This is a genomic window from Pseudomonas sp. NFPP24, from assembly GCF_900112095.1.
GTDB classification, from domain to species: Bacteria; Pseudomonadota; Gammaproteobacteria; order Pseudomonadales; family Pseudomonadaceae; genus Aquipseudomonas; species Aquipseudomonas extremorientalis.
The window spans coordinates 257,677-283,612 of sequence record NZ_FOKD01000007.1; the positions used below are offsets into that span (position 1 = coordinate 257,677).

A 25,936-nucleotide genomic window follows, 5' to 3' on the forward strand; every position below is an offset into this window, starting at 1 on the left:
TAAGCAAGACAAGGTAAAGAAATAAAATGGGCAGCATGCATCCCGTACAGGTGATCGCGGTGACCGGCGGCAAAGGTGGCGTCGGAAAAACTAACGTGTCAGTGAATTTGTCCCTGGCCCTGGCAGAGCTTGGCCGTCGCGTCATGCTGCTGGATGCTGACCTGGGGTTGGCGAACGTCGACGTTCTGCTGGGGCTGACGCCCAAGCACACCCTTGCCGATGTGATCGAGGGCCGTTGTGAGCTGCGCGATGTGCTGCTGCAAGGGCCCGGTGGCATCCGCATCGTCCCGGCCGCCTCCGGCACCCAGAGCATGGTGCACCTGAGCCCGGCGCAGCATGCCGGCCTGATCCAGGCCTTCAGTGACATCGGCGACAACCTCGACGTGCTGGTAATCGACACCGCCGCCGGGATCGGCGAATCCGTGGTCAGCTTCGTGCGCGCCGCGCAGGAAGTGTTGCTGGTGGTCTGCGATGAACCCACCTCGATCACCGACGCCTACGCCCTGATCAAACTGCTTAACCGTGATTACGGCATGAACCGCTTCCGCGTCCTGGCCAACATGGCCCAGAGTCCGCAGGAAGGGCGCAACCTGTTCGCCAAGTTGACCAAGGTCACGGATCGTTTCCTCGATGTCGCCTTACAATACGTCGGCGCAGTTCCCTACGACGAGTGTGTGCGCAAGGCTGTGCAAAAGCAGCGTGCAGTCTACGAAGCATTCCCTCGTTCCAAGTGTGCACTGGCGTTCAAGGCTATTGCCCAGAAGGTCGATACCTGGCCGTTGCCCGCCAACCCCCGGGGGCATCTGGAGTTTTTCGTCGAGCGATTGGTGCATCAGACGAGCGCAGGACCCGTGCTATGACAGCGACCGGCTACAACGCTTACAAGAAGTCTGCCCGTGACAGCCAGGGCGAGTTGATCGAGCGCTACGCGCCCCTGGTCAAGCGCATTGCCTATCACCTGCTGGCACGCCTGCCCGCCAGCGTGCAGGTCGAAGACCTGATCCAGGCGGGCATGATCGGCCTGCTCGAAGTGTCGACCAAATACGACGCGAGCAAGGGGGCGAGTTTCGAGACGTATGCGGGCATCCGCATCCGTGGCGCGATGCTCGATGAAGTGCGCAAAGGTGACTGGGCGCCGCGTTCGGTACACCGCAACACACGCATGGTCAGTGACGCAATTCGCGCAATTGAAGCAAAAACCGGTCGCGACGCTAAAGATCACGAAGTTGCGGCCGAACTCCAATTGAGTCTCGACGATTACTACGGGATTTTGAACGATACCTTGGGCAGCCGCCTGTTCAGTTTCGACGACCTGTTGCAGGACGGCGAACATGAAGGGCTGCACGAGGACGGCGCGAGTGCTCATATGGAGCCATCGCGTGACCTGGAAGATGAGCGTTTCCAGGGAGCGTTGGCGGACGCGATTGCCAATTTGCCGGAGCGTGAGCGGCTGGTGTTGGCGCTGTACTACGACGAAGAGCTGAACCTCAAGGAAATCGGTGAGGTCCTGGGTGTCAGCGAATCGCGGGTCAGCCAGTTGCACAGCCAGTGCGCAGCCCGCTTGCGGGGGCGTTTGGGAGAGTGGCGAGCGCGCTGAACAGGCAGTGTGGGGACACTGCAGACGATACCGCGAGGGCAACCGGCCTTCGCGGGTTCGACCCGTGGTGCCCCCGGCAGTCCTTTTTGTGTAATGCCTGTTGATTGAAATGGCGCGTCCAGGTGCTGGGCGCGTTTAAGACTGCTTGGAGGTCGAATTGGACAAGAACATGAAAATCCTCATCGTTGATGACTTCTCAACGATGCGGCGGATCATAAAAAACCTGTTGCGTGACCTTGGGTTCACAAACACGGTCGAGGCGGATGACGGCATTACGGCCATTCCGATCCTCAACAGCGGGAGCATCGACTTTCTGGTAACAGACTGGAACATGCCGGGCATGACCGGTATCGACTTGCTGCGCCACGTGCGCGCTGACGAAAAGCTGCGCAGCCTGCCTGTGCTGATGGTCACCGCCGAAGCCAAGCGTGAGCAGATCATCGAAGCCGCCCAGGCCGGGGTCAACGGTTACGTGGTCAAGCCATTCACGGCATTGGCCTTGAAAGAGAAGATCGAAAAAATCTTCGAACGCATCCACGGCTAATGCCATCGCGGGGGAGCTATGGAGCATAAAGAAACGTCACAGGGAGACTTCGAGTCGACCCTGAAAAAGCATGCTCACCAGTTGGTCGACAGCCTTGAAAGAGGCCAGTTCGGCGACGCGGTGCAGTTAATCCATGAGCTCAACCAGACCCGTGACCGCGGCCTGTACCAGGAAGTGGGCAAGCTCACACGCGAGCTGCACAGTGCGATCGTCAATTTCCAGATTGACCCGCACATGCCCCAGGCCGAAGAAATCTCGCAAATCACCGATGCCACCGAACGCCTGTCCTATGTGGTCAGGCTGACTGAGGCGGCGGCCAACCGCACCATGGACCTGGTGGAAAACGCCACGCCCCTGGTCAACGGCATGGCCACTGAAGCCCAGGCCCTGAGCCACGACTGGGGCCGCTTCATGCGCCGGGAAGTGGGGGCCGAGGAGTTTCGCGAGTTGGCGCGTCGGGTCGACGGTTTCCTGTCACGCAGCGAGCAGGAAAACCGTACGGTTTCCAGCAACCTCAACGACATTCTGCTGGCCCAGGATTACCAGGACCTCACCGGTCAGGTGATCAAGCGTGTGACCCAGTTGGTCACCGAAGTGGAAAGCAACTTGCTCAAATTGGTGCTTATGGCAGGCCAGGTTGACCGTTTTGCCGGCATCGAACATGACCGCGAAGCGATCCTCTCGGAAAAAGATCCACAAAAACATCTCGCCAAGGGTGAAGGTCCGCAGATTCATGCCGATAAACGTGAAGACGTTGTATCGGGTCAAGATGATGTCGATGACCTGTTATCCAGTTTAGGCTTCTAAGGAGCACCCACATGAGCTTCGGCGCCGATGAAGAAATCCTTCAGGATTTCCTTGTAGAGGCCGGCGAAATTTTAGAGCAGTTGTCCGAGCAACTGGTCGAGCTGGAAAGCCGACCGGATGATGCGAACCTGCTCAATGCAATTTTTCGCGGTTTTCACACTGTAAAAGGGGGCGCCGGCTTCCTCCAGCTCCATGAGCTGGTGGAGTGCTGCCACATCGCCGAGAACGTGTTCGACATCCTGCGCAAGGGTGAGCGTCACGTTGATTCGGAGTTGATGGACGTGATTCTCGAAGCACTGGATGCGGTCAACGGCATGTTCAGCGAGGTGCGTGAGCGTGCCCCGATCACGGCGGCGACCCCGGAACTGCTGGCCGCCCTGGCGCGCTATGCGGAGCCTGCCGACACGTCGGCCGCACCGGTGGTTGAAGCCGCGCCGGAGCCTGTGGTTGAGGCCGAACCGGATGTGACCGACAGCGAATTCGAACAGCTGCTCAACTCCCTCAGTGCCGTCAAGGCCGAGGCGCAAGCACCGGCCGCGCCGGTCGCCGCACCGACCAGCGAAGACATCACTGACGCTGAGTTCGAATCGCTGCTCGACCAGTTGCATGGCAAAGGTCAGTTCGCGGCCGACGCCGTGGCACCCGCCGCTGCGGCTGCGGATGCACCGGCGGCCAGCGCCAGCACCGATATTACCGACGATGAATTCGAGGCATTGCTCGACCAACTGCATGGCAAGGGCACCTTCGCGGCCGACGCCTTGCCGGAAGTCGCCGCCACGGCTGCGGCACCGGCTGCTGCCAGTGCCGCTCCTGCGGGCGATGGGCTGATCTCCGATCACGAGTTCGAATCCCTGCTGGACGAATTGCACGGCAAGGGCAAGTTCAGTGAAGTGGCCCCGGCCGCTGCGGTTGCGACAGCTGCACCGGCCGCCGCCAAGGCCGCTGCGCCTGCTCCAGCCGCCAAGCCAGCACCGGCTCCGGCCGCTGCACCTGCTCCGGCGCGCGCCGCCCCGGCACCGGCAGCCGAGAAGCCTGCCAGTGAAGCCGAGACCACCGTGCGGGTGGATACCGCGCGCCTGGACGACATCATGAACATGGTCGGCGAACTGGTACTGGTGCGTAACCGCCTGGTGCGCCTGGGCCTGAGCAGCGGCGATGAAGCCATGCAAAAGGCCGTGTCGAACCTCGACGTGGTGACCGCCGACCTGCAGACCGCCGTGATGAAAACGCGGATGCAGCCGATCAAGAAAGTCTTCGGCCGCTTCCCGCGCCTGGTTCGCGACCTCGCGCGCCAGTTGAAGAAAGAAATCAACCTGGAACTGGTGGGCGAAGAAACCGACCTCGACAAGAACCTGGTCGAGGCCCTGGCCGACCCGCTGGTCCACTTGGTGCGCAACGCCGTGGACCACGGCGTGGAAACCCCGGAAGAGCGCGAAGCCTCGGGCAAGTCGCGCAACGGCAAGGTGATCCTGGCTGCCGAGCAAGAGGGCGACCACATCCTGCTGTCGATCACTGACGACGGCAAAGGCATGGACCCGACCATATTGCGCAACATCGCGGTCAAGCGCGGCGTGATGGACAAGGACGCCGCCGACCGCCTGACCGACACCGAGTGCTACAACCTGATCTTCGCCCCGGGCTTCTCGACCAAGACCGAGATTTCCGACGTGTCCGGCCGTGGCGTCGGCATGGACGTGGTGAAGACCAAGATCAGCCAGCTCAACGGCTCGATCAACATCTACTCGACCAAGGGCCAGGGCTCCAAGATCGTCATCAAGGTGCCGTTGACCCTGGCGATCATGCCGACCCTGATGGTGATGCTGGGCAACCAGGCGTTCGCCTTCCCGCTGGTCAACGTCAACGAAATCTTCCACCTCGACCTGTCGCGCACCAACGTGGTGGACGGCCAGGAAGTGGTGATCGTGCGCGACAAGGCATTGCCCCTGTTCTACCTCAAGCGCTGGCTGGTGGCATCGGCCAAGCATGAAGAGCAGCGCGAAGGCCATGTGGTGATTCTCTCCGTGGGCACCCAGCGCATCGGCTTTGTCGTCGATCAACTGGTTGGCCAGGAAGAAGTGGTCATCAAGCCTTTGGGCAAAATGCTGCAGGGAACCCCGGGCATGTCGGGTGCGACTATCACCGGTGACGGTCGGATCGCGCTGATTCTCGATGTTCCGAGCATGCTCAAGCGTTACGCCGCTCGGCGTATTTGATTCTGGTGGGGCAGGGCGGTAGTGCCCGCCCCGCCTAACGGAGTGTTTATGGCAGTCAAGGTCCTGGTGGTGGACGATTCGGGTTTCTTCCGCCGCCGCGTCTCGGAAATTCTTTCCGCCGATCCAACGATCCAGGTGGTCGGCACGGCCACCAACGGCAAAGAGGCGATTGATCAAGCCATTGCGTTGAAACCGGACGTGATCACCATGGACTACGAGATGCCGATGATGGATGGCATCACGGCAGTCCGGCACATCATGCAACGCTGCCCGACCCCGGTCCTGATGTTTTCCTCGCTGACGCACGAAGGCGCCCGGGTCACCCTGGATGCGCTGGACGCCGGCGCGGTGGACTTCCTGCCGAAGAATTTCGAAGACATCTCGCGCAACCCCGAGAAGGTCAAGCAGATGCTCTGCGAGAAAGTGCACAGCATTTCGCGCAGTAATCGTCGCAGCCTGTTCAGCGCGCCTGCGCCAACCGCTGCGCCAGCACCGGCTCCAGCGGCACCGACATCGTCGTTTGCGCGCCCTGCGCCTGCGCCGGTGGCACGGCCTGCGGTGGCACCCGCTCGCACGGCGGCGCCTGCGTCTTCGCATTCGCCCGCACCCAAGCGCAAGGCCTACAAGCTGGTCGCCATCGGCACCTCCACCGGCGGCCCGGTTGCGCTGCAACGCGTATTGACCCAATTGCCGGCCAACTTCCCGGCGCCGATCGTATTGATCCAGCATATGCCGGCGGCGTTCACCAAGGCTTTCGCCGAGCGCCTGGACAAGCTGTGCCGCATCAGCGTCAAGGAAGCCGAGGATGGCGACATCCTGCGCCCTGGCCTGGCGCTGCTGGCCCCCGGTGGCAAGCAGATGATGGTCGACGGCCGTGGCGCGATCAAAATCCTGCCGGGCGACGAACGCCTGAATTACAAGCCGTGCGTGGACATCACCTTCGGTTCGGCAGCCAAGTCCTACGGTGACAAAGTTCTGGCGGTGGTGCTCACCGGCATGGGCGCCGACGGCCGTGAAGGTGCGCGCCTGCTCAAGCAGGGCGGCAGTGCCATCTGGGCCCAGGACGAAGCCAGCTGCGTGATCTATGGCATGCCCATGGCCATCGTCAAGGCGGACCTGGCCGACGCCGTCTACAGCCTGGACGACATCGGCAAGCATCTGGTGGAGGCCTGCCTCTGATGGATGTACTGAGCCTGATCGGCATCATCATGGCGTTTGTCGCGATCATCGGCGGCAACTACCTCGAGGGCGGGCACCTCGGCGCCCTGGCCAACGGGCCGGCGGCGCTGATCGTGATCGGCGGCACCGTGGGCGCGGCGTTGTTGCAATCGCCCATGAGCTCGTTCAAGCGCGCCATGCAGATTCTGATATGGATCATTTTCCCGCCACGCGTGGACCTGCCCGGTGGCATCGACCGCGTGGTCAACTGGAGCCTCACCGCGCGCAAGGAAGGTCTGCTGGGCCTGGAAGGCGTGGCCGATGCCGAGCCCGACAGCTACGCGCGCAAAGGCCTGCAACTGCTGGTGGACGGTGCCGAGCCGGAAGCGATCCGCAGCATTCTGGAAGTGGATTTCTACACCCAGGAAAGCCGCGATATCAACGCCGCCAAAGTCTACGAAAGCATGGGCGGCTACGCGCCGACCATCGGCATCATCGGTGCGGTGATGGGCCTGATCCACGTGATGGGCAACCTGGCCGACCCCTCGCAACTGGGCAGCGGCATTGCCGTGGCGTTTGTCGCCACCATCTACGGCGTGGCCAGTGCCAACCTGGTGCTGTTGCCGGTGGCCAGCAAACTCAAGTCGATTGCCATGCGCCAGTCGCGTTATCGCGAGATGCTGCTCGAAGGCATCCTGTCGATCGCCGAGGGCGAGAACCCGCGTTCCATCGAATTGAAGCTCCAGGGCTTCATGGATTGATGACCATGAGTATCTACTTGTGGCGAGCGAGCTTGCTCGCGTTGGGGCGCGAAGCGGCCCTGATCCAGGCACCGTGTTTTTTCAGAAAGATTGCGGTGCCTGGTTTTGGGGCTGCTCCGCAGCCCAACGCGAGCAAGCTCGCTCGCCACAATGAACCGGTTGGCAGTGAGTACTGTGTGCAGGGAGGTAATTGCCTGTGAGCCGTCGCCGTCGCGAGCCTGAAGAACACGTCAACCACGAGCGGTGGCTGGTGTCCTATGCGGACTTCATCACCCTGCTGTTCGCGTTTTTCGTGGTGATGTACTCCATCTCGTCGATCAACGAAGGCAAGTACAAAGTCATTTCCCAGGCGCTGATCGGCGTGTTCAACGATGCCGACCGTGCGCTCAAGCCGATCCCTATTGGTGAAGAACGGCCCAAGACCGTGACCCCGGCCAAGCCGCTGGTCAACGACAGCGATGAAACCGCCGCCGGCGTGGGCGGCACCAGCGACCCGCTGAAAAGCATCGCCGACGACATCAGTGCCGCGTTTGGCGACTTGATCAGCTCCAACCAGATGACCGTGCGCGGCAACGAGTTGTGGGTGGAGATCGAGTTGAACTCCAGCCTGCTGTTCGCCAGCGCCGATGCGATGCCCAGCGACCAGGCATTCACCATCATCGACAAAGTGGCGGCGATCCTCAAACCGTTCGAGAACCCGATCCACGTCGAAGGCTTCACTGACAACGTTCCGATCAGCACCGCGCAGTACCCGACCAACTGGGAGCTGTCGTCGGCACGAGCGGCGAGCATCGTCAGGATGCTGGCGATGCAGGGCGTCAACCCTGGACGCCTGGCGTCGGTGGGCTACGGTGAGTTCCAGCCGGTGGCCAACAACGCCACGGCGCAAGGCCGCGCGCGTAACCGTCGGGTGGTGCTGGTGGTGTCGCGCAACCTGGATGTGCGCCGCAGCCTGACCGGCACCGGCACCGCCAATGCAACACCGGATGCGGCCTTGAAGCGGGCTGGCACACAAACTGCACCGGCCCCGGTAAAACCGCCGGTTCGACAGAGTGCCGTCAATTCTCCGTCGCCGGCTCAATAACCCCATGCAATGTCTCGGTCGCGCCTGTGCCTGCCGGGAGGAACCAACCGAATGAGAGTCTGGGCAGTTGCCAATCAAAAAGGTGGAGTCGGCAAGACCACCACCTCCATCGCCTTAGCCGGCTTGCTGGCCGAGGCGGGCAAGCGTGTGGTCGTGGTGGACCTGGACCCTCACGGCTCCATGACCAGCTATTTCGGCTACGACCCGGATGCGCTGGAACACAGCAACTACGACCTGTTCCTGCACAAGGGCAGTGTGCCGGCCGATCTGCCCGGGCAACTGCTGTTGCCCACCAGTAACGAGAGCATTTCGCTGCTGCCGTCCAGCACCGCGCTGGCCACCCTGGAGCGCCAGTCGCCGGGGCAGAGCGGCCTGGGCCTGGTGATCGCCAAGACCCTGGCGCAACTGTGGCAGGACTTCGACTACGCGATCATCGACAGCCCGCCGTTGCTCGGCGTGCTGATGGTCAACGCCCTGGCGGCCAGCCAGCAACTAGTGATCCCGGTGCAGACCGAGCATTTGGCCGTCAAAGGCCTGGAGCGCATGGTCAGCACCCTGGCGATGATCAACCGTTCGCGCAAACAGGCGCTGCCGTTCAGTATCGTGCCTACCCTGTTCGACCGCCGCACCCAGGCGTCCCTCGGCACCCTGCGCGTATTGCGCGATGCCTACCCTGACACCATCTGGAACGGCTATATCCCGGTGGACACGCGCCTGCGTGACGCCAGCCGCGCCGGCCTGGCGCCGTCGCAGTTCGACCCGAAAAGCCGTGGCGTACTGGCCTACCGCGCGTTGCTCAAACACCTGCTGTCCCAGCAGCTTGTGGCGCAGGTGGCGTGATGAACCGTCCCGTCGAACTCAAGACCCGGCCGCAACTGGCACTGGAATCCTACCTGGATGCCCTGCTGCAGGACGCGACCGAGGAAGCCCTGCCGGAACCGATCCTGGTACTGGAGCCTGCTGTCGAGCCAGAAGCCGCGCTGGATGAATTCCAGTTGGCGGTGTTGGAAGAACAAGCACGGGATGCGCAGGTCGTGGTGCCGATTATGCCGGCGGTGGCGATCCCGGCAGTGGTCGAGCCGGTGGTGGAAGTGCACCTGCCGCCGAGCATCACACCGCCGCCGGTCACCGGTGATGATCGCCCGAGCTGGGCCGCCGAGCCGTTCGAATGCCTGTTGTTCGACGTCGCCGGTTTGACGCTGGCGGTGCCGCTGGTGTGCCTGGGCTCGATCTATTCCCTGGAAGGTCAGGAACTGACGCCGCTGTTCGGGCAGCCGGAGTGGTTCCTCGGCATCCTGCCGAGCCAGGCCGGCAACCTGAAGGTGCTGGATACCGCGCGCTGGGTCATGCCCGACCGCTACCGCGACGACTTCCGCCAGGGCTTGCAATACGTGATCTCGGTGCAGGGCTACGAGTGGGGGCTGGCGGTGCATCAAGTCAGCCGCTCGTTGCGCCTGGACCCGAACGAAATCAAATGGCGCAGCCACCGGGGCCAACGGCCTTGGCTGGCGGGCACCGTGATCGAACACATGTGCGCGTTGCTCGACGTCGCCGAACTGGCCGAGTTGATCGCCAGTGGTGCCGTCAAAACGATGCCGGTTACTAAACGCAGTTGATTGAACAATAAGGTCCACGCTGGTGCGTGGCCAATCTTGAAGGGGTCAGGGGTATGAACAAGTCAGCGTCCGCACAAGGTTTGGATGATCCGATCCTGCAATGGGTAACCTTCAAACTGGACAACGAGTCCTACGGCATTAACGTGATGCGCGTGCAGGAAGTGCTGCGCTACACCGAAATCGCCCCGGTACCGGGTGCGCCGAGCTACGTGCTGGGCATCATCAACCTGCGCGGCAACGTGGTGACGGTGATCGACACCCGCCAGCGTTTCGGCCTGGTACCGACCGAGGTCAACGACAACACGCGTATCGTCATCATCGAGGCCGACAAGCAAGTGGTCGGGATCATGGTCGACAGCGTGGCCGAAGTGGTCTACCTGCGCCAATCGGAAGTGGAAACCGCGCCGAACGTGGGTAACGAAGAGTCCGCCAAGTTCATCCAGGGCGTGTGCAACAAGAACGGCGAACTGCTGATTCTGGTTGAGCTGGACAAGATGATGAGCGAAGAAGAGTGGTCGGAACTGGAGAGTATCTGATTGTTCCTTGAGGCTGCGGTGATTGTCCTGGCCCTGTTGTGGGCCGGGACGTTGGCATTTCTGCTGCGCCATGTGAGCCAGCAGCGCGAACTGTTGTTGCAACAGGCCGAGCGTGATGCGGTGCGTGACCGGCGCATCCTGGAGTTGGTCAAGCGGGTCGATCATTACCAGCAGAGTGCGGTGAGGGTGGGGGATGAGGTGCACGAATTGCGCGCCATTCTTGCGCCGTTGCCGGACAAGCTGGCGCAGATCGAGCAACGCGACCCTTCGAGCCTTTCGTTTGCCCAGGCGGCGAAGCTGGTGGGCATGGGGGCTACGGTGGATGAATTGACGCAGTCTTGCGGCTTGACCCAGGCTGAGGCGCAGTTGATGAGCAAGCTGCACAAGAGCTGATGTCTGTTAGTACCGCCATCAACTTGCAGGGGGCTGAGCCCTTCTACAACAAAACAGTACAAAAACGAATTGTTGGCAAATTCGCTGAGATACCCTAAAAGCCTTGAAGTAGAGCCTTCAAGAAAAAAATGAAGGTGTCCAAGGCGGCCTTTTTTTGCGAAATGTGTCACAGGGCCATACACCCTGATGGCACTTTTATGTCTTTGTGGTGACCAACCTGCGCATGTAGGAAGTTTCACTCACAAGGATGCGAAATGTCTTTCGACGCTTCACCTAGAACAAAACCCTCTGTTTTGCTGCAGTCTTGCGTCGCCACCTGCTCCCTTGTCGGTTTGCTTGCCAGTGCAGCGACACTGGCCGCTGAGCCTCAAGCGCCCGCCCAGCAACTGCTCCTGCAACAACAACGTGAACGTGCCCAGCGCGAGCAGTTGGAACCGTCCCCCGACGTCCGTCTCGAAACTCCGCAAGACAGCTCCGGCACTCTGCGTCTGCCGCGCAATGAAACGCCGTGCTTCAAGATCGACCGTGTGGTCCTTGGCGGCGACCAGTCCGAAGATTTCCAGTGGGCCTTGCGTGCCGCCAACCCGAGCGACGATCCGGTGCAGGGGCAATGCGTCGGCTCCGCCGGGATCAACCTGACGATGAAGCGCATCCAGAACGCGATCATCGCCAAGGGCTTCATCACCACTCGCGTCCTCGCCCAGCCCCAGGACTTGAACCAGGGCACGCTGGCGCTGGTGCTGGTGCCCGGACGCATCAAGCACATCCGTTTTGCACCGGGCACCTCCACGCGCGCCAACTATTGGAACGCCATGCCCGCGTCGCCTGGCGATGTGCTCAACCTGCGCGACATCGAACAGGCGCTGGAAAACTTCAAACGCGTGCCCACCGCCGAAGCCGATGTGCAGATCACGCCAGCCGAGGGCGCGGATGCACAGCCGGGGGAGAGTGATGTCGTGATTGCCTGGAAGCAGGCGATTCCAGTACGCGTAAGCCTGTCGGTGGATGACTCCGGCAGCAAGCAGACCGGCAAGTATCAGGGCAACGTCGCTCTGTCGCTGGATAACCTGGCGACCCTCAATGACCTGTTCTACATCAGTTTCAACCACGACCTGGGCGGCGGTCAGAGCGGTGACCGTGGTTCGAAAGGCCACACCGTGCACTACTCGGTGCCCTACGACTACTGGCAACTGAGCCTGACGTCCAGCGAGTATGACTACCACCAGACGATTGCCGGGGTGAACCAGGCCTATTCCTACAGTGGCCGCAGCCGGACCAACGAGGTGCAGCTGTCACGGGTGATCTACCGCGACGCGGTGCGCAAGACCACTGTGTCGGTCGGTGGCTGGAGTCGTACGTCCAGCAACTACATCGAAGACACCGAAATCGAACTGCAACGTCGCCGCATGGCCGGTTGGCAGGCCGGGATCAATCACCGTGAATTCATCGGCGCCAACACCCTCGACCTCGGTGTCGGTTATCGCCGTGGCACCGGTGCCCGTGATGCGCTGCGTGCGCCTGAAGAGGAAAACGGCGAAGGCACCTCGCGTTCGCAGATCATCACCGCCAACGCGCAATTGCAGGTGCCGTTCACCCTGTCGGATCAACGTCTGCGTTACGTCGCTGGCTGGCGCGGGCAGTGGAACCGTACACCGTTGATCCCCCAGGACCGCTTTTCAATTGGCGGGCGCTACACCGTGCGCGGCTTCGACGGCGAGCAGATCCTGTCGGCCGAACGCGGCTGGACGTTCAGCAACGACCTGGGCCTGAGCCTGGCCAACACCGGCCAGGAACTGTACCTGGGCGTGGATTACGGCGAAGTCGGCGGGCATTCCACCCAGTACCTTTCGGGCCGGCGCCTGGCTGGTGCGGTGGTGGGCCTGCGCGGGGGCTACAAGCAATTTTCCTATGACATTTACACCGGCAAACCCCTGGAAAAACCCAAGGGCTTCCAGACCGCCGACGTGACCAGTGGCTTCAGCGCCAACTGGTCGTTTTGAAGGAGCCCAGCATGCATCACGACACCTTGGAGGTGCTTGCTCCCGAGCGCGCCGACAGCGCCATCGACGAAGCCCAGGTGCTGGGCTCGGCGGTGTGGCTGTGGATGCACTCGGCGGCCCATCGCGATGCGCCGTTGCACAGCCTGTCGACCTTGTTGCTGCCGGCGATCAAGCGGCGCCAGTTCATCTTGATCAGTGAAGCCGGGCAGCCGGTGTTTTTCATGTCGTGGTTGAACCTCAGTGCCGAGGCCGAGGCGCGCTATCTGCGCGAACCTGCGGTGTGCCTGCCGGCGGCGGACTGGGACAGTGGCGACCGCCTGTGGATCAACGACTGGGTCGCGCCGTTTGGTCACACCCGGCGCATCAGCAGTTTGCTGCGCCGTCGCCTGTGGCCTGGAAGGATCTTCCGTGCGCTGTACCACAAGGGCGAAGAACGCGGTTTGCGCGTCATCGATTTCCAGGGCATCGCCGTGCTCGACCTGGAGGCGCAAGCCTGGTTTGCCAGCCACCCGTTACCTCTTCACGCGCTCTGACCAGCCACCGCGCAAGGGATTTGCATGAATAAGCAGCTATATCGAATTGTGTTTAACAAGGCTCGCGGCCTGTTGATGGTCGTGGCGGAAAACGTCAAGAGTGCCAGCAAGGCACCCGGCACCACGGGTAGCGTTGGCCGGGCCGGCGGTGCCGTGGCCACACTCACGCCCTTGCGTTTTGCGCTGATGGTGGGCATGGGCTGGGTTGCGCTGGTCATGCCGGCCCAGGCCCAGGTTGTGGCTGACGGTTCGGCTCCCGCAGGCCAGCGCCCGAGCATCGGCGCGGCGGGCAACGGGGCGCCTGTGGTCAACATCACCACGCCAAGCGGGGCAGGCGTATCGCGCAACACTTACCAGCAGTTCGACGTCGACAAGCGCGGCGTGATCCTCAATAACGCCGTCACCAACAGCCAGACCCAACTGGGCGGCTGGGTCGAAGGCAACCGCGCGCTGGCCAACGGCAGCGCACGGGTGATTCTCAACGAGGTCAATTCGAGCAACCCCAGCCAGTTGCGCGGTTTTGTCGAAGTGGCGGGTTCCAAGGCCCAGGTAGTGATTGCCAACCCCTCCGGAATCGCCTGCGATGGCTGCGGTTTTATCAACGCTGACCGCGCGACGCTGACTACCGGGCGGGCGCAGTTCGAGAACGGTTTGATTACCGGCTATCAAGTCTCTGGGGGCAAGGTCAGCATCGGCGGCGCGGGCCTTGACGCCACTCGCGCCGACTACACCGAGATCATCGCGCGCACGGTCGAAGTGAACGCGGGCATCTGGTCCAAAGACTTGACTATCAAGACCGGCGCAGCAGGCCAGAACCCGGCCGACGCCCCCGCCGTGGCCATCGACGTGGCACAGTTGGGGGGCATGTACGCCGGCAAGATCACCCTGGTAGGCACCGGCGCTGGTGTCGGTGTACGCAATGCCGGACAGATCGGTTCCAGTGCCGGTGAAGTGGTCATCGGCAGCGATGGGCGTATCGAGAACCAGGGCCAGATCAGCAGCGCCACGCACCTGACCGCTCAGGCCGACAAAGGCATCGATAACAACGGCACGCTGTTCGCCCAGGGTAACCTGGCCTTGGAGACGGCGGGCAATATCGACAACAAGGGCATCGTGTCTGCCCAGGGCGATACCCGCCTGAGCGCCAAAGGCGCGAATTCGGCGATTCGCAGCGATGCCGGCTCTGCACTCGCCGCAGGTGTAGACAGCACGGGTAAATTGGGCAGCAGCGGTTCGCTGACCCTGACGTCGGCCGGCACCCTCACGGCCAAAGGCCAGAACCTGGCGGCGCAAACCATGAAGGCCACTGCCGCCCAGGTCGACCTGAGTGACAGCCAGACATCGGCTGGCACGGTCGAACTGAACAGCACCGCTGGCCATCTGGACCTGCGCCGCAGCCACGTCACCGCCGCTCAATCGCTGACGGCCAATGCCAGTCAAACCTTGTTCAGCGATGCTGCACAGGTGGGCGCGGCGCATATCGGCATCGTCGCCATGGATATGTCCAACGTCGCCGGTAAGTGGGTGCAGACCGGCAAGGCGGGCATGCGGGTGACCCTCGCGCGCAATCTGGACAACCATGGCGGCATCCTGTCCAGCGGTGGTCGCCTTGATGTGAGCGCCAAGACCCTGGGCAACGCGGATGGCCTGGTGCAGTCCGGTGATGGCGGTGACCTGTACATAACGGCACAGGATGCGCTGGATAACAGCAACGGCAAGCTGGTGACCGCCGCGAATCTATCCCTCAACGGCGGCAACCTCGATAACCAGCGCGGGCAGGTCACGGCGGGCGGTGTGCTGGATATCAACGCCGCACAATTGAACAACGCCAAGGGCACCGTCGCCGCCGTCCAAACCCTGACAGTCAGGGCCAACAGCCTGTTGAACCAGGGCGGCACCCTGGGCTCGGTGGCGGGCGACCTGATCCTCGACAGCGATGCTGCCGTGCTCGATAACCGTGGCGGCCGCCTTGAGGCCGCCAAAGCCTTGACCCTCAACGCACAAGGCTTGAACAACACAGGCGGCGTCATCACGGGGGCCCAACTGCTGCTGGATACGCAAGGCCAGCGACTGGACAACGCCCAGGGCACCCTTGACGCCAGCGATACGCTGACACTCGATAGTGGCGTACTGAACAACGACGGCGGCATCGTGCAAGCCAAGTCGAACCTGCGGGTGGATACCCATGGCCAGCAACTCAGCAACCGCAATTCCGGCAGCACCGGCGGCATTCTTGGGCAGCGTGACGTCACGGTGCGTACCGGCCAGTTGATCAATGACCAAGGGTTTATCGGTAGCGCCGGCAGTCTGGCTGTTGACGCCGGACAGGTGAGCAACCAGTCGGGTCTGTTGCGTGCCGATGGTCATCTGTTGCTGACTGCCGCCAGTGCGGATAACCGTTCGACCCAGGGGGCCAACCAGGGCATCAAGGGCCTGGGCGTCGAGATGAACGTCGATACCCTCGATAACCGCGGCGGCTCGCTGGTTGCCGATGCGGCGTTGAGCATCACGGGCAGCGGTGCGCTGGATAACGACCAGGGCATTATCTCGGCCGGCAGCGTGCTGAGCGTGACTGACCGCGACCTTGCGCAGAAGCGCCAGGCCTTGAATAACGGCACGGGCACGCTGATTGCGGGCCAGTCGCTGCAGGTCGACAGCGCCAGCTACAGTGGCAGCGGTAAAGCCCTGAGCCTGAGAGACCTGGCGTTCAAGCTGAGCCATGATTTCGTCAACACCGGCCTTTTCCAGGCCAATGGCAACCTGTCTGTAGAAACGGCTGGGCTTTTGACCAACCAGGGTAGTTTCCAGGCGGGTGATGGGTTGCGGCTCAACGCCAGCGCACTCGACAACACCGCCAGCGGTTCGATCAGTGCCCGCCGGGTCCGGGTCAATGCGCTCAATCAACTCGACAACCGCGGCCTGATCGACGGCGAGGCCACGCGCCTGAGCGCCGCGACCTTGAACAACCTCGGCACGGGGCGTATATACGGTGATCACTTGTCGATTGCCGCCACCAACATCACGAACAGCGTGGAAGGTTCGACGGCAGCCACCATCGCCGCGCGCAACCGCCTGGATATCGCCAGCCAGACTCTCGATAACCGTGAGCACGGCTTGATCTTCAGTGCCGGCGACCTGGTGATCGGTAGCACACTGGATGTCGATGACCACGCCACCGGCCAGGCCCAGGCGCTGAGCAATGCCAGCGCCACGATTGAAGCGCTGGGCAGCCTGAGTGCCAATGCCCGGCTCATCAGCAACACCAATGAACATTTCGCCACCGAGCGGGTACTCGTCTCCAATGAGGCTCTGCAGGAATACCAACTGTCGGGCTCGACCAACCGCTACACGCCTTCGCAGATCTCGACCTACAAGGATGAGGTGCGGTACCTGGTGACCCCGGAAGGGCGCAAGGATCGTTGGAACCTCTATAACTACGACCGCACGGTGACCGAGACCCGGATCGTCAGTTCCGACCCTGGGCAAATGCTCGCAGGTGGCGCCATCAACCTGACTGCCGACCACCTGCTCAACGACAAAAGCCGGATCATCGCCGGCCAGGCCCTGACGGCCAGTGTGGGCCGTGTGGACAACACCGAAGTGACCGGCGAACGGATTACCACCGACAGTGGCACCCTGACCAACTTCTATCGCATCCAACGCAAGGGGCGTGATCGCCAGGGGACCAGCGTCACGGCTTATAAGCCTGCGCCCTCGATCGAGCAGATTGCCCTCAAACCGACGGTATTTACCGAATACGCGACCATCAATGGCAGCGGCACACAGGTGGGTGCGCGGGTAATGGCCAACGTCGGCGATACCACCCGCGGTACCGGTGAGCTTGCCGGTGCGGGCAGAACCCACACCGTCAGCCCGATCAGCCAGGTGCAGGCATTGACCCAACAGAACGGTGCAGGCGCGGTGGAGCAGATCCGTACCGGCGGGTTCAACCCCGACCTGCCGGACAGCAGCCTGTTCCGCACCAACCCCAACAGTACGGCTGGCTATCTGGTGGAGACGGATCCGCGTTTTACCAATTACGGACGGTGGTTGTCGTCGGACTATATGCTCGACCGCCTGAACCTTGATCCGGCCGCCACCCAGCAACGGTTGGGCGACGGCTTCTACGAGCAGAAGCTGATCCGCGAACAAGTCGCGCAACTCACCGGGCGCCGGTTTGTCGATGGTTACGCCAGCGACGAAGCGCAATATCGCGGCATGATCGACAGCGCCGTCACCCTGGCCGAGCAGTGGAAACTGATCCCGGGCGTGGCGCTGACCGCCGGGCAAATGGCGCAGTTGACCAGCGACATCGTGTGGCTGGTGTCCAGGGACGTCACCCTGGCCAGCGGCGAAGTGCGCCAGGTGCTGGTGCCGCAAGTGTATGTGCGGGTTCGCGAAGGCGATGTGGACGGCTCGGGCGCGTTGATGGCCGGGCGCACCTTGAATCTGGATGTGCGCGGTGACCTGGTCAACTCGGGCAGCCTGGCCGGGCGCGACGGTGTGACCATCAGCGTGCAGAATCTCAACAATCTCGGCGGCCGCATCCAGGGCAACGATGTGTCGCTCAATGCCAGCCAGGACCTGAACAACATCGGCGGCCTGATCAGCGCCAACAGTCGCCTGGCGTTGAGCGCCGGCAATGACATCAACGTGCGCTCGATCACCACCGACAGCGCCAGCGAGCAGGGCACCCGCACCGCGTTGTCGCGGGTGGCCGGGCTGTACGTGTCGGCCCCGGCGGCAAACCTGATTGCCACGGCGGGCAATGACATCAACCTGCAAGCGGCTCAGGTCAGCAACACCGGTGTGGGCGGCAAGACCGCGCTGGTGGCGGGCAACGACGTCACCTTGAGCACCGTGAAAGAGTCCTACACCCAGGCCAACCAATGGGACGGCGACAACTGGCGCAAGGAAGCCGGGCGCAATGAGGTCGGCAGTTCGGTGCAGGCCAACGGCGATATCCGCCTGGGCGCCGGGCGTGACGTGCAGGCACGCGGTGCGCTGGTCAACAGTGACGCGGGCGCGGTGTCGGTCAGCGCGGTGCGCGACATCAACGTCGAGGCCGGCGAGCGCTTCAACAGTGCGGACGAGGCGCACAAGGTCAAGGGCAGCAACGGCCTGTTCTCCAGCAAGACCACCACCACCCGCGATACGGTCGCCCAGACCACCGCGCAAGGCTCGACCTTCAGCGGCGAGCAAGCGGTGGTGCAGGCGGGCAACAACATCACCCTCACCGGCAGCAACGTGGTCTCGACCTCGGGCACGGCGCTGGTGGCGGGCAATGACATCAAGGTATTGGCGGGTACCGAGACGCTCGACGAGAAACACACCAAGGACGTGAAGACCAGCGGCATGTTCAGCGGCGGCGCGATTGCCGTCACCATCGGCTCGCAGCAGCAGACCAACAAGGACAGCAGCCAGCAGACCACGGCCGCCGCCAGCAGCGTCGGGTCCACCGACGGCAATGTGCTGATCAGCGCGGGCGGCGAATACCGCCAGGTTGGCAGCAATGTGAGTGCGCCCAAGGGCGATGTGTCGATTGACGCATCCGAGGTCAATATCCTCGAAGCGCGCAATCTGGCTGCGCAGCAACAGGAGCAGCGCTTCAAGCAGACCGGCGTGAGCCTGACCCTGACCAACCCGATCGTGAACGCCGTGCAAACCGGCCAGCGCATGAACAAGGCCGCTGAGCGTACCGACGACAAGCGCATGAAAACCCTCGCCGCGCTGAACACCGCGTGGGCCGCCAGTGAAGCCCACACCCAAGTGATGGCCGACCCGGCCGCGGCGGGCGGGATCAACTTGAGCATCGCCTTGGGCATGAACAAGAGCGAGAACAAAAGCGAGCAGACTTCCAACACAGCGGCCGGCTCGACGGTGGCGGCGGGGCACGATGTGTCGATTGTGGCCACCGGCGGCACGCGCAACAACGACCTGACCGTGCAGGGCAGCCAGATCACTGCCGGCAACGATGCGTTGCTCAAGGCCGACGGCAATATCCTGCTGGCGGGTGCGCAGAACACCATCGAGCAGCACAGCACCAATAAGAGCGTGAACGGCAGCCTGGGGATTGGTATCTCTTTCGGCAGCGAGAAAAACGGCCTGAGTTTCAACGCTTCAGCCTCCCAGAGCCGCGGCAATGCCGATGGCAACGACCTGGTGTGGAGCAACACCCACGTGACAGCAGGCAACCAGGCCAGCCTGATCTCCGGCAAGGACACCACCCTGCGCGGTGCGGTGGTCTCGGCCGACAAGGTCAAGGCCGATGTCGGCGGCGACCTGAACATCGAGAGCCTGCAAGACACCAGCACATTTGCCTCCGAACAGAAGAGCATGAGTGCCGGCATCAGCATCTGCATCCCGCCGGTGTGCGCGGGTGCGGCAACGGCCAGCTTCAGCTCCAGCAATACCCAGCAGAAGTCCAACTTCGCCAGCGTCATCGAGCAATCGGGCATCCGCGCCGGCGACGGTGGTTTCGACCTCAACGTGCGTGGCAACACCGACCTCAAGGGCGGCGTGATCGCCAGTTCCGACAAGGCCATTACCGACGGCAAGAACAACCTGACCACCGGCACATTGACCGTGGCCGACATCCATAACGTGTCCGAAGCCAGCGTCAAGACTTCCGGGGTGGAACTCAATTCGGACATGCTCGACGGCAAGCTCGGCACGGCCAAGGCGCTGCTCGCCAACAGCCTCGCCAACGGCTCGGACTCCGATTCCGACTCCAGCGACACCCGCAGCGCCATCAGCGCCGGCACCCTGGTCATCACCAATGCCGAGCGCCAGCGCGTGGTCGCCGGCATGAGCGTCGACCAGACGATTGCCAACCTCAACCGCAATACCGAGGCTGCCCATGTTGCCGTGGAGCGCCTGGACGTGGCGGAGATGGGGCGCAAGGTCGAGGCAGAGCAGGAGATCAAGCGTGAGTTCTATAACCAGGTGTCGCTGTTGGCGGATGAGGCGTATCGCAAGATCTTCCTTGAGAAGGCGCGGGTGTATGAGGTGTTGAAGGATGAGAATGGCAAGGCGCTGCTGGACGACAAAGGCAATGTTCAGCGCCGCGAGTTGAGCGACGAAGAAAAGCGCAATCTCAAGCCCGGGCCGGATGGTAAGGTACACATTGCCAACAACGGTATCTTCAACGACATCGATGGCGCGGCCAAATATGCCGATCAACACAGCTCTGCCGATACCGGGCCGCAGTATTTGATCCATTTCGAGAAAGCCAACAACTTCACGTCCGAGTTGATGATCGCGGCGTATCAGAAGAATCTCGAAAATGATTTCTGGGGCTTGTCCAACGCTGCTGTGCAGACCAAGGAATATATGGTCCAGTTCGGCCAAAGCGGATTGCACATCGACGGCCACAGCCGCGGCACATTGACAACGGGCAGTGCCATGGAATCGTTGGCTCGTGACCCGGCAAACGCAGGCATGCTGGGCCAAACCTCGATGAACTTCTTCGGTGCGGCCTACTCGGTGCAAAAGGCCGATTCGCTGTTGGGGGTATTGCAGAACCGTTCCGTATTCAGTTCCGTGGAGCAGCGTGATGCGATGGCGCTGCAGTACCAGAATCATAATTTCGACCCCGTCGCCCGAGCACCGCTGGTAGGGTTTAACGCCGGTACCGGCGGTACGATCCCGGAAGGCAGCAATCGGTTATGGGAGTGGTTGAAAGTGTTCGGTGGCGATAAGACCGCGCACAACTGCTATGGCAAGGGCGGGGAACTCTGCAAGCCGTTCTGGAGCGATACAAAAGACGGCGCGGCCGTGTTTAAGAGAGTCAAACAATGAGGACGACCGCCATGTTCACGAGAAGCCTGTTGTTGAGTGTTTGCGCTGTTTCACTGATCGGCTGTACGGGCAGGGGCTTTCAACCACCGCCACCGGCTTTTACCCAATGGCAGAAAAGCGGGGTATCCGTCGAAGGCGTCAAGAGCGCCATGCGCGCCTGCGGTTATACCAACCTGGTGGGGACGGGCGACGACTCGCCGATTGATGAGGTGTTGACGCGCTTCTACTGCATGAAGGACTCGGGATTTACCCACAAGGGCAACCTGGACCTGTGTAAGGAAGGCCGCATCGGCGAATCGCCGGTGTGCGAAGGCCGCCGCTAATCCATCACTAAAAGGAACCAAGGAATGATCGATCTACGCAAAGGACTGTACGGCGCCGCATGGGTGCTGGCGGCAACCACCCTGGGCGGTTGCGCCTCGTCGGCCGCCATCACTGGCGAGCCGGGGGTGAATATGGGCGACAGCTACCAGCAGGTGCTCGCCGTGGTCAGCCGCAACAACACTGTGACCAAGCAGGTCGATGGCCAGGGCTTTCGTGCCGAGGGATATTCGGCGATGTTCAAGGACTGCCGCGTCAAGTACTTCCTGTTCCAGGACGCTGACGGCTTGCAGCGCGTGAGCTACGAGCCGGCGCCGCACCTGTCGGTCAAGCAGAATTGCCGCCAGCCGTAAACACCCCCGATGCGAAAGGATGGCTGATGAAAAGGTTAATGGTGATACCTGTTGTGTTGCTGGCCCTGGGCGGTTGCGGCCAGGTGGCGAACATCCGTTCGCTGTCCACCGGCTACGTGCCGCCGCAAAGCGGTGAGACCGCCCGGGTGCGTGTCGTCACCGACGGCCTGGTACGCGCGGTGCCGGGGCGTGACTGCCTGGACTGGAACGTGCCGGGCGCCGGGGTGATGGCCTCGGTGAAAGCCGGTTTCCCCGATCACAACGGCGAAAATCTCGGCATGCCCGGGCCGATCTACTCGTGGGCCGGGGCGGTCACGTCCGAATTGGTGGTGCCGGCGGGCAAACCGATCGCGTTCCATTACCTGGGGCGGTTGCAATACTCCCGCCAGTGCGCCAAGACCATGACCTTTGTGCCCCAGCCCGGGCGCGACTACATGGTGCAGGCGTCGATGTCGGCGGATTGTTCGTTCCTGCTCGACGAGTTGCCGGCGGACGGCAGGCAATGGGTGCGGATCGAGCCGACGCCGGTGGGCAAAGTCTCGATGTGCAACGCGATGGACAATTTCTAGGGCGGCCAATTAATTTACGTTACCCATGGCTTTTTTTCGGCTGCCAAAGGTCCACATCCTTCATGCACCTTTGAATCCAGGAGTAAGCCCGCTATGACCAGCCCCAAGGCACTGTTGATCCTCCACGGCAAGCAAGCCCTCAACGAGTACGTGCGCGCTGCCGTGAAGGCCCGGCGCGAGCAGGGTGGGGAGTTGGCAGTACGGGTCACCTGGGAAGGCGGCGACGCCCAGCGCCTGGTCAACGAAGCCCTGGCTGACGGCTACACCCACATCATCGCCGGTGGCGGCGATGGCACCCTGCGCGATGTAGCCGAAGCCATGGCCCAGGCCAAGACCGACGCCAGCCTGGTGCTGATGCCCCTGGGCACCGCCAACGATTTCGCCAAGGCTGCCGGCGTGCCGTTGGAGCCTGACCAGGCCCTGGCGCTGCTGGACGTGCCACCCAGGGCCATCGACCTGGGCCAGGTCGGTGGGCAGATCTTCCTCAATATGGCCACCGGCGGTTTCGGCAGCCAGGTCACCGCCAACACCTCCGAAGATTTGAAAAAAGTCCTGGGCGGCGCCGCCTACCTGTTCACCGGTTTGACGCGGTTCAGCGAGTTGAAGGCTGCCTACGCCGAGCTGGATGGCCCTGATTTTCATTGGAAAGGCGAGTTGCTCGCGCTGGGCATTGGCAACGGTCGCCAGGCAGGCGGTGGGCATGAGCTATGCCCAGGCGCCATGGCCGACGATGGCCTGCTGGACGTCAGCATCCTGCCGGCGCCCCAGGAAGTGGTTGGCACCTTGCGAGAGTTGATGAATAACGGATGGGGCCTGGACACCATGTTCGTCCGGGCGCGCCTGCCGTGGGTGAACATCAAGGTTGCACAGGGCCTGTATATCAACCTGGATGGCGAGCCGCTGCAGGGCGATGACCTGCACTTCCAGGCCTTGCCCAAGGCCTTGCGCGTGCACTTGCCGGTGGGGTCGCCGCTAGTCGTCCAGGCTGATGATCTGCTCGCGCACCGCGAATAGCACCAGGCCGGCCACGTCGAAAATCTGCAGGCGCTTCATGATTTGCGAGCGGTGGGCTTCCACGGTCTTGATGCTCAGGCCCAGGCCGTGGGCGATTTCCCGGGTGGACTTGCCGCGCACGATCAGGCGCAGGATCTCCAACTGCCGCGCCGTGAGGTTGTGGCTGTGGCCGGCGGGAGTGGTGGGCCCCTGGCTGCGCACCAGCGCCTGGTTGATCACGGTGTGGGCGATCGCCGGGCTCAGGTAGCGCTCGTTGTTGCGCAAGGCCAGCAGCGCGTGTTCCAACTCGTTGGCGGTGGTGTCCTTGAGCAGGTAGCCATGGGCGCCGGACTCCAGCGCGCACATGATCAGTTCCGGGTCGGTGTGCATCGACAGGATCAGCACTTTGCTCTTGGGGTAGGCGCGCTTGAGCTGCTGCAAGGCGTCCAGGCCGCCGGTGTGCTTCATCGACAGGTCCAGCAGCACGATATCCGGCAACAGGGCGCTGAACTGCTCCAGCAACTGCTCGCCATCGCTGGCTTCGCCGATCACCGTGTAGCCGGGAATGTCCTGGACCAGCGCGCGTACGCCGGCCCGGATCAGTGCATGGTCATCCACCAGGAGTAATTTGCAGCTCACTCGAGAACCTTAGGGGAACTGGCCCGTTCGAGGGCGCGGGGCGCCCAGGGGAAAAGCGCTTCGATCCGTGTCCCTTTGCCTGGCTGGCTGCTGACGGACAACGTACCGCCAAGCTGATCTATCCGCTCGGACATGCCGGCCATGCCCCGTTGGCCTTCCAGGCCGGGATTGACGGCCGGTGAAAAACCCTGGCCGTCATCGCGGATAGTCAGCGACAGGCCTTCGGGCAAACGTTGCAGGCGTACCAGCAGGTTGTGCGCCTGGGCGTGGCGCAGCATGTTGGTCACCGCTTCCTGGGTGATGCGGAAGGCCGCCACCGCCATTTCTTCCGGGATTCCGGTCAGCCGTTGCTGGCATTCCAGGCTCCAGTGAATCGGCGTGTTTTCCAGGGTCTTGAGCAGGTGCGCGCGCAGGCTGGCTTCCAGCCCCAGGCTGGCCAGCTGACGAGGGTTGAGGATGGCGGAAACGTCACGCACCTTGGCCAGGGTTTCATTCAGGGTGTTGCACAGCACCGTGCATTGGCTTTGCAGGTCGTCGGGCAGGCGACGCTTGAGCCATTCGCTTTGCAGCTTGGCCGCGGTGAGCAGTTGGCCGATATCGTCGTGCAGTTCACGGCTGAGACGATGGCGTTCGTTTTCCTGTACCTGCAACAGGCGATCGGCCAGTTCCTGGGGCTGGAACTTGATGGACTTGCGTGAACGCCATTGTTGCAGGCCGACCACTACGAGAGTGGCCAGGTTAAGCACAATCACCAGCAACGGCAGCGGTTCTGAACTGGCATAGGTCCACAGGCTCAGCAGCAGCGAGCCAAGGCACAGGGCGAGGATCAAGCGGCGTGCATTGCTGCGGGACGCGGACCTTGCGATGAGTGTCTTGAGGCTGGCGTACATAGCGGATGGAGCCAATGAGGGTGCGCTGCGGGAAGCCCGGTCACTGGGGCTGACGGGGATCTGTTTGGGATGCGTTATCGAATCGTTTTTATGCATGATGAAGTTGAGTCACTTCGAGCGGGGCATAGTACCACCACTATTACCGTTGGTCGCCTGGTGCCGTGCCTCACCGGATTATTGACCGCGCAAATACTCCGGGCGGTATTCCCAGAGTTCATGAAGTGAGGAGTTATATTATTTCTGCTTGGTTGTATCGTTATTACCGTTAATGGCTAATTGATATCTTTGTGTGCGCGGTTCAGTTCCAGCCAATTAATAGCCGTGTCGTTTTTGGATAACTTCAGGTTCGAATACGACTTGGTATCCATTCAAGAGGCGTGGTGTACACGCTGCTGCGGTTTATAAGTGAAATCCTTCTGCGGGATCTGAAGCGTGACGGTTGCAATCAATGTCGCCTGCTCACTCTCGTCCATACTCAGTTCGCCGGTGCGCACATCGATCAGTTCCAGTTGCCAAGCGAGTAGCGTCAAGCACGCGTGCAGTGCATCCAACGCCTGGTCATGCAGTTGCATCGGGCTTGCCGCATTGGCGATCACGTACTGGATATGCCGGGAGAATTCGCTGATCACCTGCAGGGCCAGGCTGTCGGCCTTTTCGGCGAGTGTGGCCAGGCTGGCCTTCATGCAGTCGATGGCATCGCTGTCGTCACGAATCAGATGCAGATGGTTTAGGCACTCTTGCGACTTGGCCAGCAGCGTTTCTGCTTCAAGCAGGAACTCGGGAAGTGTGGTCTGCCATTCATTTGCGCTGTTCATCATACAAGTCTCCACAACATGAGGTCGGGTGATGAGATGTCGCACCGGGTGAATGGCTTAAAAATAGCGCCGAAATATGACTGGGACCTGTAGGTGGCTTCTGAGTTTTTAGTAGGACGTTTATTAGAGTGACGGCAACGGCTGTGCGCTGCCCTCATGAGCGGGGTCAATTGCGTACCTTCGATTGCCGACATCTGTATGTCTGGAAGGCCCGTGGGCCGAGGGCTTGGGATGGCAAACAAAAGCCTGACTCCATTCATGCATTGAGAATGGCGTCACATTAATGGCTATTAGATATTGCGAATATCAGGTTG

22 protein-coding genes are annotated in these 25,936 nt (G+C 62.0%); 19 read left to right on the forward strand and 3 right to left on the reverse strand.

Annotated elements, in window-relative coordinates; translation table 11 throughout:
- Positions 1-26: 26 nt before the first annotated feature.
- From fleN to yegS, 19 genes are all read left to right on the forward strand, one after another.
- Entirely contained in the window at positions 27-860 is an 834-nt protein-coding gene (gene fleN, locus BM026_RS17255; RefSeq protein ID WP_003192912.1) for a flagellar synthesis regulator FleN, read from the forward strand.
- The gene (gene fliA, locus BM026_RS17260) at positions 857-1,597 is read left to right on the forward strand and encodes an RNA polymerase sigma factor FliA (RefSeq protein ID WP_016976604.1); all 741 of its coding nucleotides are present in this window, start codon (positions 857-859) and stop codon (positions 1,595-1,597) included. The genes fleN and fliA overlap by 4 nt, the downstream gene beginning before the upstream one ends.
- A 169-nt stretch (positions 1,598-1,766) precedes the next feature.
- Positions 1,767-2,141 (forward strand): chemotaxis response regulator CheY, encoded by a 375-nt coding sequence (locus tag BM026_RS17265; protein WP_015885173.1) that lies wholly within the window; start codon positions 1,767-1,769, stop codon positions 2,139-2,141.
- Between the two features lie 18 nt (positions 2,142-2,159).
- Complete coding sequence (locus BM026_RS17270; protein WP_058427225.1) at positions 2,160-2,948, forward strand: protein phosphatase CheZ; 789 nt, start codon at positions 2,160-2,162, stop codon at positions 2,946-2,948.
- Positions 2,949-2,959: 11 nt separating this feature from the next.
- Positions 2,960-5,161: a chemotaxis protein CheA gene (locus BM026_RS17275; RefSeq protein ID WP_071489814.1), complete on the forward strand. Its 2,202-nt coding sequence runs from the start codon at positions 2,960-2,962 to the stop codon at positions 5,159-5,161.
- Between the two features lie 48 nt (positions 5,162-5,209).
- Complete coding sequence (locus BM026_RS17280; RefSeq protein WP_071489813.1) at positions 5,210-6,340, forward strand: protein-glutamate methylesterase/protein-glutamine glutaminase; 1,131 nt, start codon at positions 5,210-5,212, stop codon at positions 6,338-6,340.
- Positions 6,340-7,080, forward strand: coding sequence for a flagellar motor protein (locus tag BM026_RS17285; RefSeq protein WP_033900785.1), 741 nt, complete (start codon positions 6,340-6,342; stop codon positions 7,078-7,080). Before BM026_RS17280 ends, BM026_RS17285 begins: the two co-directional genes overlap by 1 nt.
- A gap of 196 nt (positions 7,081-7,276) precedes the next feature.
- Positions 7,277-8,164: a flagellar motor protein MotD gene (gene motD, locus BM026_RS17295; RefSeq protein WP_092243055.1), complete on the forward strand. Its 888-nt coding sequence runs from the start codon at positions 7,277-7,279 to the stop codon at positions 8,162-8,164.
- 51 nt (positions 8,165-8,215) lie between these two features.
- On the forward strand, positions 8,216-9,004 hold the full coding sequence (locus BM026_RS17300) for a ParA family protein (RefSeq protein WP_016976611.1): 789 nt from the start codon (positions 8,216-8,218) through the stop codon (positions 9,002-9,004).
- Positions 9,004-9,780 (forward strand): CheW domain-containing protein, encoded by a 777-nt coding sequence (locus tag BM026_RS17305; protein WP_092243057.1) that lies wholly within the window; start codon positions 9,004-9,006, stop codon positions 9,778-9,780. The genes BM026_RS17300 and BM026_RS17305 overlap by 1 nt, the downstream gene beginning before the upstream one ends.
- Positions 9,781-9,833: 53 nt before the next feature.
- Positions 9,834-10,316, forward strand: a complete 483-nt coding sequence (locus BM026_RS17310) for a chemotaxis protein CheW (RefSeq protein WP_010564003.1) — start codon at positions 9,834-9,836, stop codon at positions 10,314-10,316.
- On the forward strand, positions 10,317-10,709 hold the full coding sequence (locus BM026_RS17315) for a DUF2802 domain-containing protein (protein WP_071489809.1): 393 nt from the start codon (positions 10,317-10,319) through the stop codon (positions 10,707-10,709).
- A 254-nt stretch (positions 10,710-10,963) separates the two neighbouring features.
- A complete protein-coding gene (locus BM026_RS17320) occupies positions 10,964-12,709 on the forward strand; it encodes a ShlB/FhaC/HecB family hemolysin secretion/activation protein (protein ID WP_256575443.1) in 1,746 nt (581 codons plus the stop codon).
- An 11-nt stretch (positions 12,710-12,720) separates the two neighbouring features.
- On the forward strand, positions 12,721-13,242 hold the full coding sequence (locus BM026_RS17325; protein WP_092243060.1) for a toxin-activating lysine-acyltransferase: 522 nt from the start codon (positions 12,721-12,723) through the stop codon (positions 13,240-13,242).
- Between the two features lie 24 nt (positions 13,243-13,266).
- Positions 13,267-21,042 carry a hemagglutinin repeat-containing protein gene (locus BM026_RS17330; RefSeq protein WP_093529514.1) on the forward strand — a complete coding sequence of 2,592 codons (7,776 nt, stop codon included), beginning with the start codon at positions 13,267-13,269 and terminating at the stop codon, positions 21,040-21,042.
- Between the two features lie 11 nt (positions 21,043-21,053).
- Entirely contained in the window at positions 21,054-21,365 is a 312-nt protein-coding gene (locus BM026_RS17335) for a hypothetical protein (protein ID WP_092243070.1), read from the forward strand.
- A 24-nt stretch (positions 21,366-21,389) separates the two neighbouring features.
- Positions 21,390-21,716, forward strand: a complete 327-nt coding sequence (locus BM026_RS17340) for a hypothetical protein (protein ID WP_093529517.1) — start codon at positions 21,390-21,392, stop codon at positions 21,714-21,716.
- Positions 21,717-21,742: 26 nt separating this feature from the next.
- Positions 21,743-22,285, forward strand: a complete 543-nt coding sequence (locus BM026_RS17345) for a hypothetical protein (protein ID WP_093529520.1) — start codon at positions 21,743-21,745, stop codon at positions 22,283-22,285.
- Positions 22,286-22,378: 93 nt separating this feature from the next.
- On the forward strand, positions 22,379-23,299 hold the full coding sequence (yegS, locus tag BM026_RS17350) for a lipid kinase YegS (protein ID WP_093529523.1): 921 nt from the start codon (positions 22,379-22,381) through the stop codon (positions 23,297-23,299).
- On the opposite strand, the gene BM026_RS17355 is transcribed toward yegS, so the two are convergent.
- The 3 genes from BM026_RS17355 to BM026_RS17365 form a co-directional block, all read right to left on the reverse strand.
- Positions 23,258-23,917, reverse strand: a complete 660-nt coding sequence (locus tag BM026_RS17355; protein WP_071489801.1) for a response regulator transcription factor — start codon at positions 23,915-23,917, stop codon at positions 23,258-23,260. The genes yegS and BM026_RS17355 overlap by 42 nt on opposite strands.
- Positions 23,914-24,807, reverse strand: coding sequence for a sensor histidine kinase (locus tag BM026_RS17360; RefSeq protein ID WP_092243079.1), 894 nt, complete (start codon positions 24,805-24,807; stop codon positions 23,914-23,916). The genes BM026_RS17355 and BM026_RS17360 overlap by 4 nt, the downstream gene beginning before the upstream one ends.
- Positions 24,808-25,175: 368 nt before the next feature.
- Positions 25,176-25,625, reverse strand: a complete 450-nt coding sequence (locus tag BM026_RS17365; RefSeq protein WP_173668591.1) for a hypothetical protein — start codon at positions 25,623-25,625, stop codon at positions 25,176-25,178.
- Positions 25,626-25,936 lie beyond the last annotated feature (311 nt).

What these genes read in the sequence shown, in the direction of transcription:
- fleN (WP_003192912.1), top strand. Translation starts at nt 27, where the DNA reads ATGGGCAGCATGCATCCCGTACAGGTGATCGCGGTGACCGGCGGCAAA.
- fliA (WP_016976604.1), top strand. Translation starts at nt 857, where the DNA reads ATGACAGCGACCGGCTACAACGCTTACAAGAAGTCTGCCCGTGACAGC.
- BM026_RS17265 (WP_015885173.1), top strand. Translation starts at nt 1,767, where the DNA reads ATGAAAATCCTCATCGTTGATGACTTCTCAACGATGCGGCGGATCATA.
- BM026_RS17270 (WP_058427225.1), top strand. Translation starts at nt 2,160, where the DNA reads ATGGAGCATAAAGAAACGTCACAGGGAGACTTCGAGTCGACCCTGAAA.
- BM026_RS17275 (WP_071489814.1), top strand. Translation starts at nt 2,960, where the DNA reads ATGAGCTTCGGCGCCGATGAAGAAATCCTTCAGGATTTCCTTGTAGAG.
- BM026_RS17280 (WP_071489813.1), top strand. Translation starts at nt 5,210, where the DNA reads ATGGCAGTCAAGGTCCTGGTGGTGGACGATTCGGGTTTCTTCCGCCGC.
- BM026_RS17285 (WP_033900785.1), top strand. Translation starts at nt 6,340, where the DNA reads ATGGATGTACTGAGCCTGATCGGCATCATCATGGCGTTTGTCGCGATC.
- BM026_RS17300 (WP_016976611.1), top strand. Translation starts at nt 8,216, where the DNA reads ATGAGAGTCTGGGCAGTTGCCAATCAAAAAGGTGGAGTCGGCAAGACC.
- BM026_RS17305 (WP_092243057.1), top strand. Translation starts at nt 9,004, where the DNA reads ATGAACCGTCCCGTCGAACTCAAGACCCGGCCGCAACTGGCACTGGAA.
- BM026_RS17310 (WP_010564003.1), top strand. Translation starts at nt 9,834, where the DNA reads ATGAACAAGTCAGCGTCCGCACAAGGTTTGGATGATCCGATCCTGCAA.
- BM026_RS17320 (WP_256575443.1), top strand. Translation starts at nt 10,964, where the DNA reads ATGTCTTTCGACGCTTCACCTAGAACAAAACCCTCTGTTTTGCTGCAG.
- BM026_RS17325 (WP_092243060.1), top strand. Translation starts at nt 12,721, where the DNA reads ATGCATCACGACACCTTGGAGGTGCTTGCTCCCGAGCGCGCCGACAGC.
- BM026_RS17330 (WP_093529514.1), top strand. Translation starts at nt 13,267, where the DNA reads ATGAATAAGCAGCTATATCGAATTGTGTTTAACAAGGCTCGCGGCCTG.
- BM026_RS17335 (WP_092243070.1), top strand. Translation starts at nt 21,054, where the DNA reads ATGTTCACGAGAAGCCTGTTGTTGAGTGTTTGCGCTGTTTCACTGATC.
- BM026_RS17340 (WP_093529517.1), top strand. Translation starts at nt 21,390, where the DNA reads ATGATCGATCTACGCAAAGGACTGTACGGCGCCGCATGGGTGCTGGCG.
- BM026_RS17345 (WP_093529520.1), top strand. Translation starts at nt 21,743, where the DNA reads ATGAAAAGGTTAATGGTGATACCTGTTGTGTTGCTGGCCCTGGGCGGT.
- yegS (WP_093529523.1), top strand. Translation starts at nt 22,379, where the DNA reads ATGACCAGCCCCAAGGCACTGTTGATCCTCCACGGCAAGCAAGCCCTC.
- BM026_RS17360 (WP_092243079.1), bottom strand. Translation starts at nt 24,807, where the DNA reads ATGTACGCCAGCCTCAAGACACTCATCGCAAGGTCCGCGTCCCGCAGC.
- BM026_RS17365 (WP_173668591.1), bottom strand. Translation starts at nt 25,625, where the DNA reads ATGATGAACAGCGCAAATGAATGGCAGACCACACTTCCCGAGTTCCTG.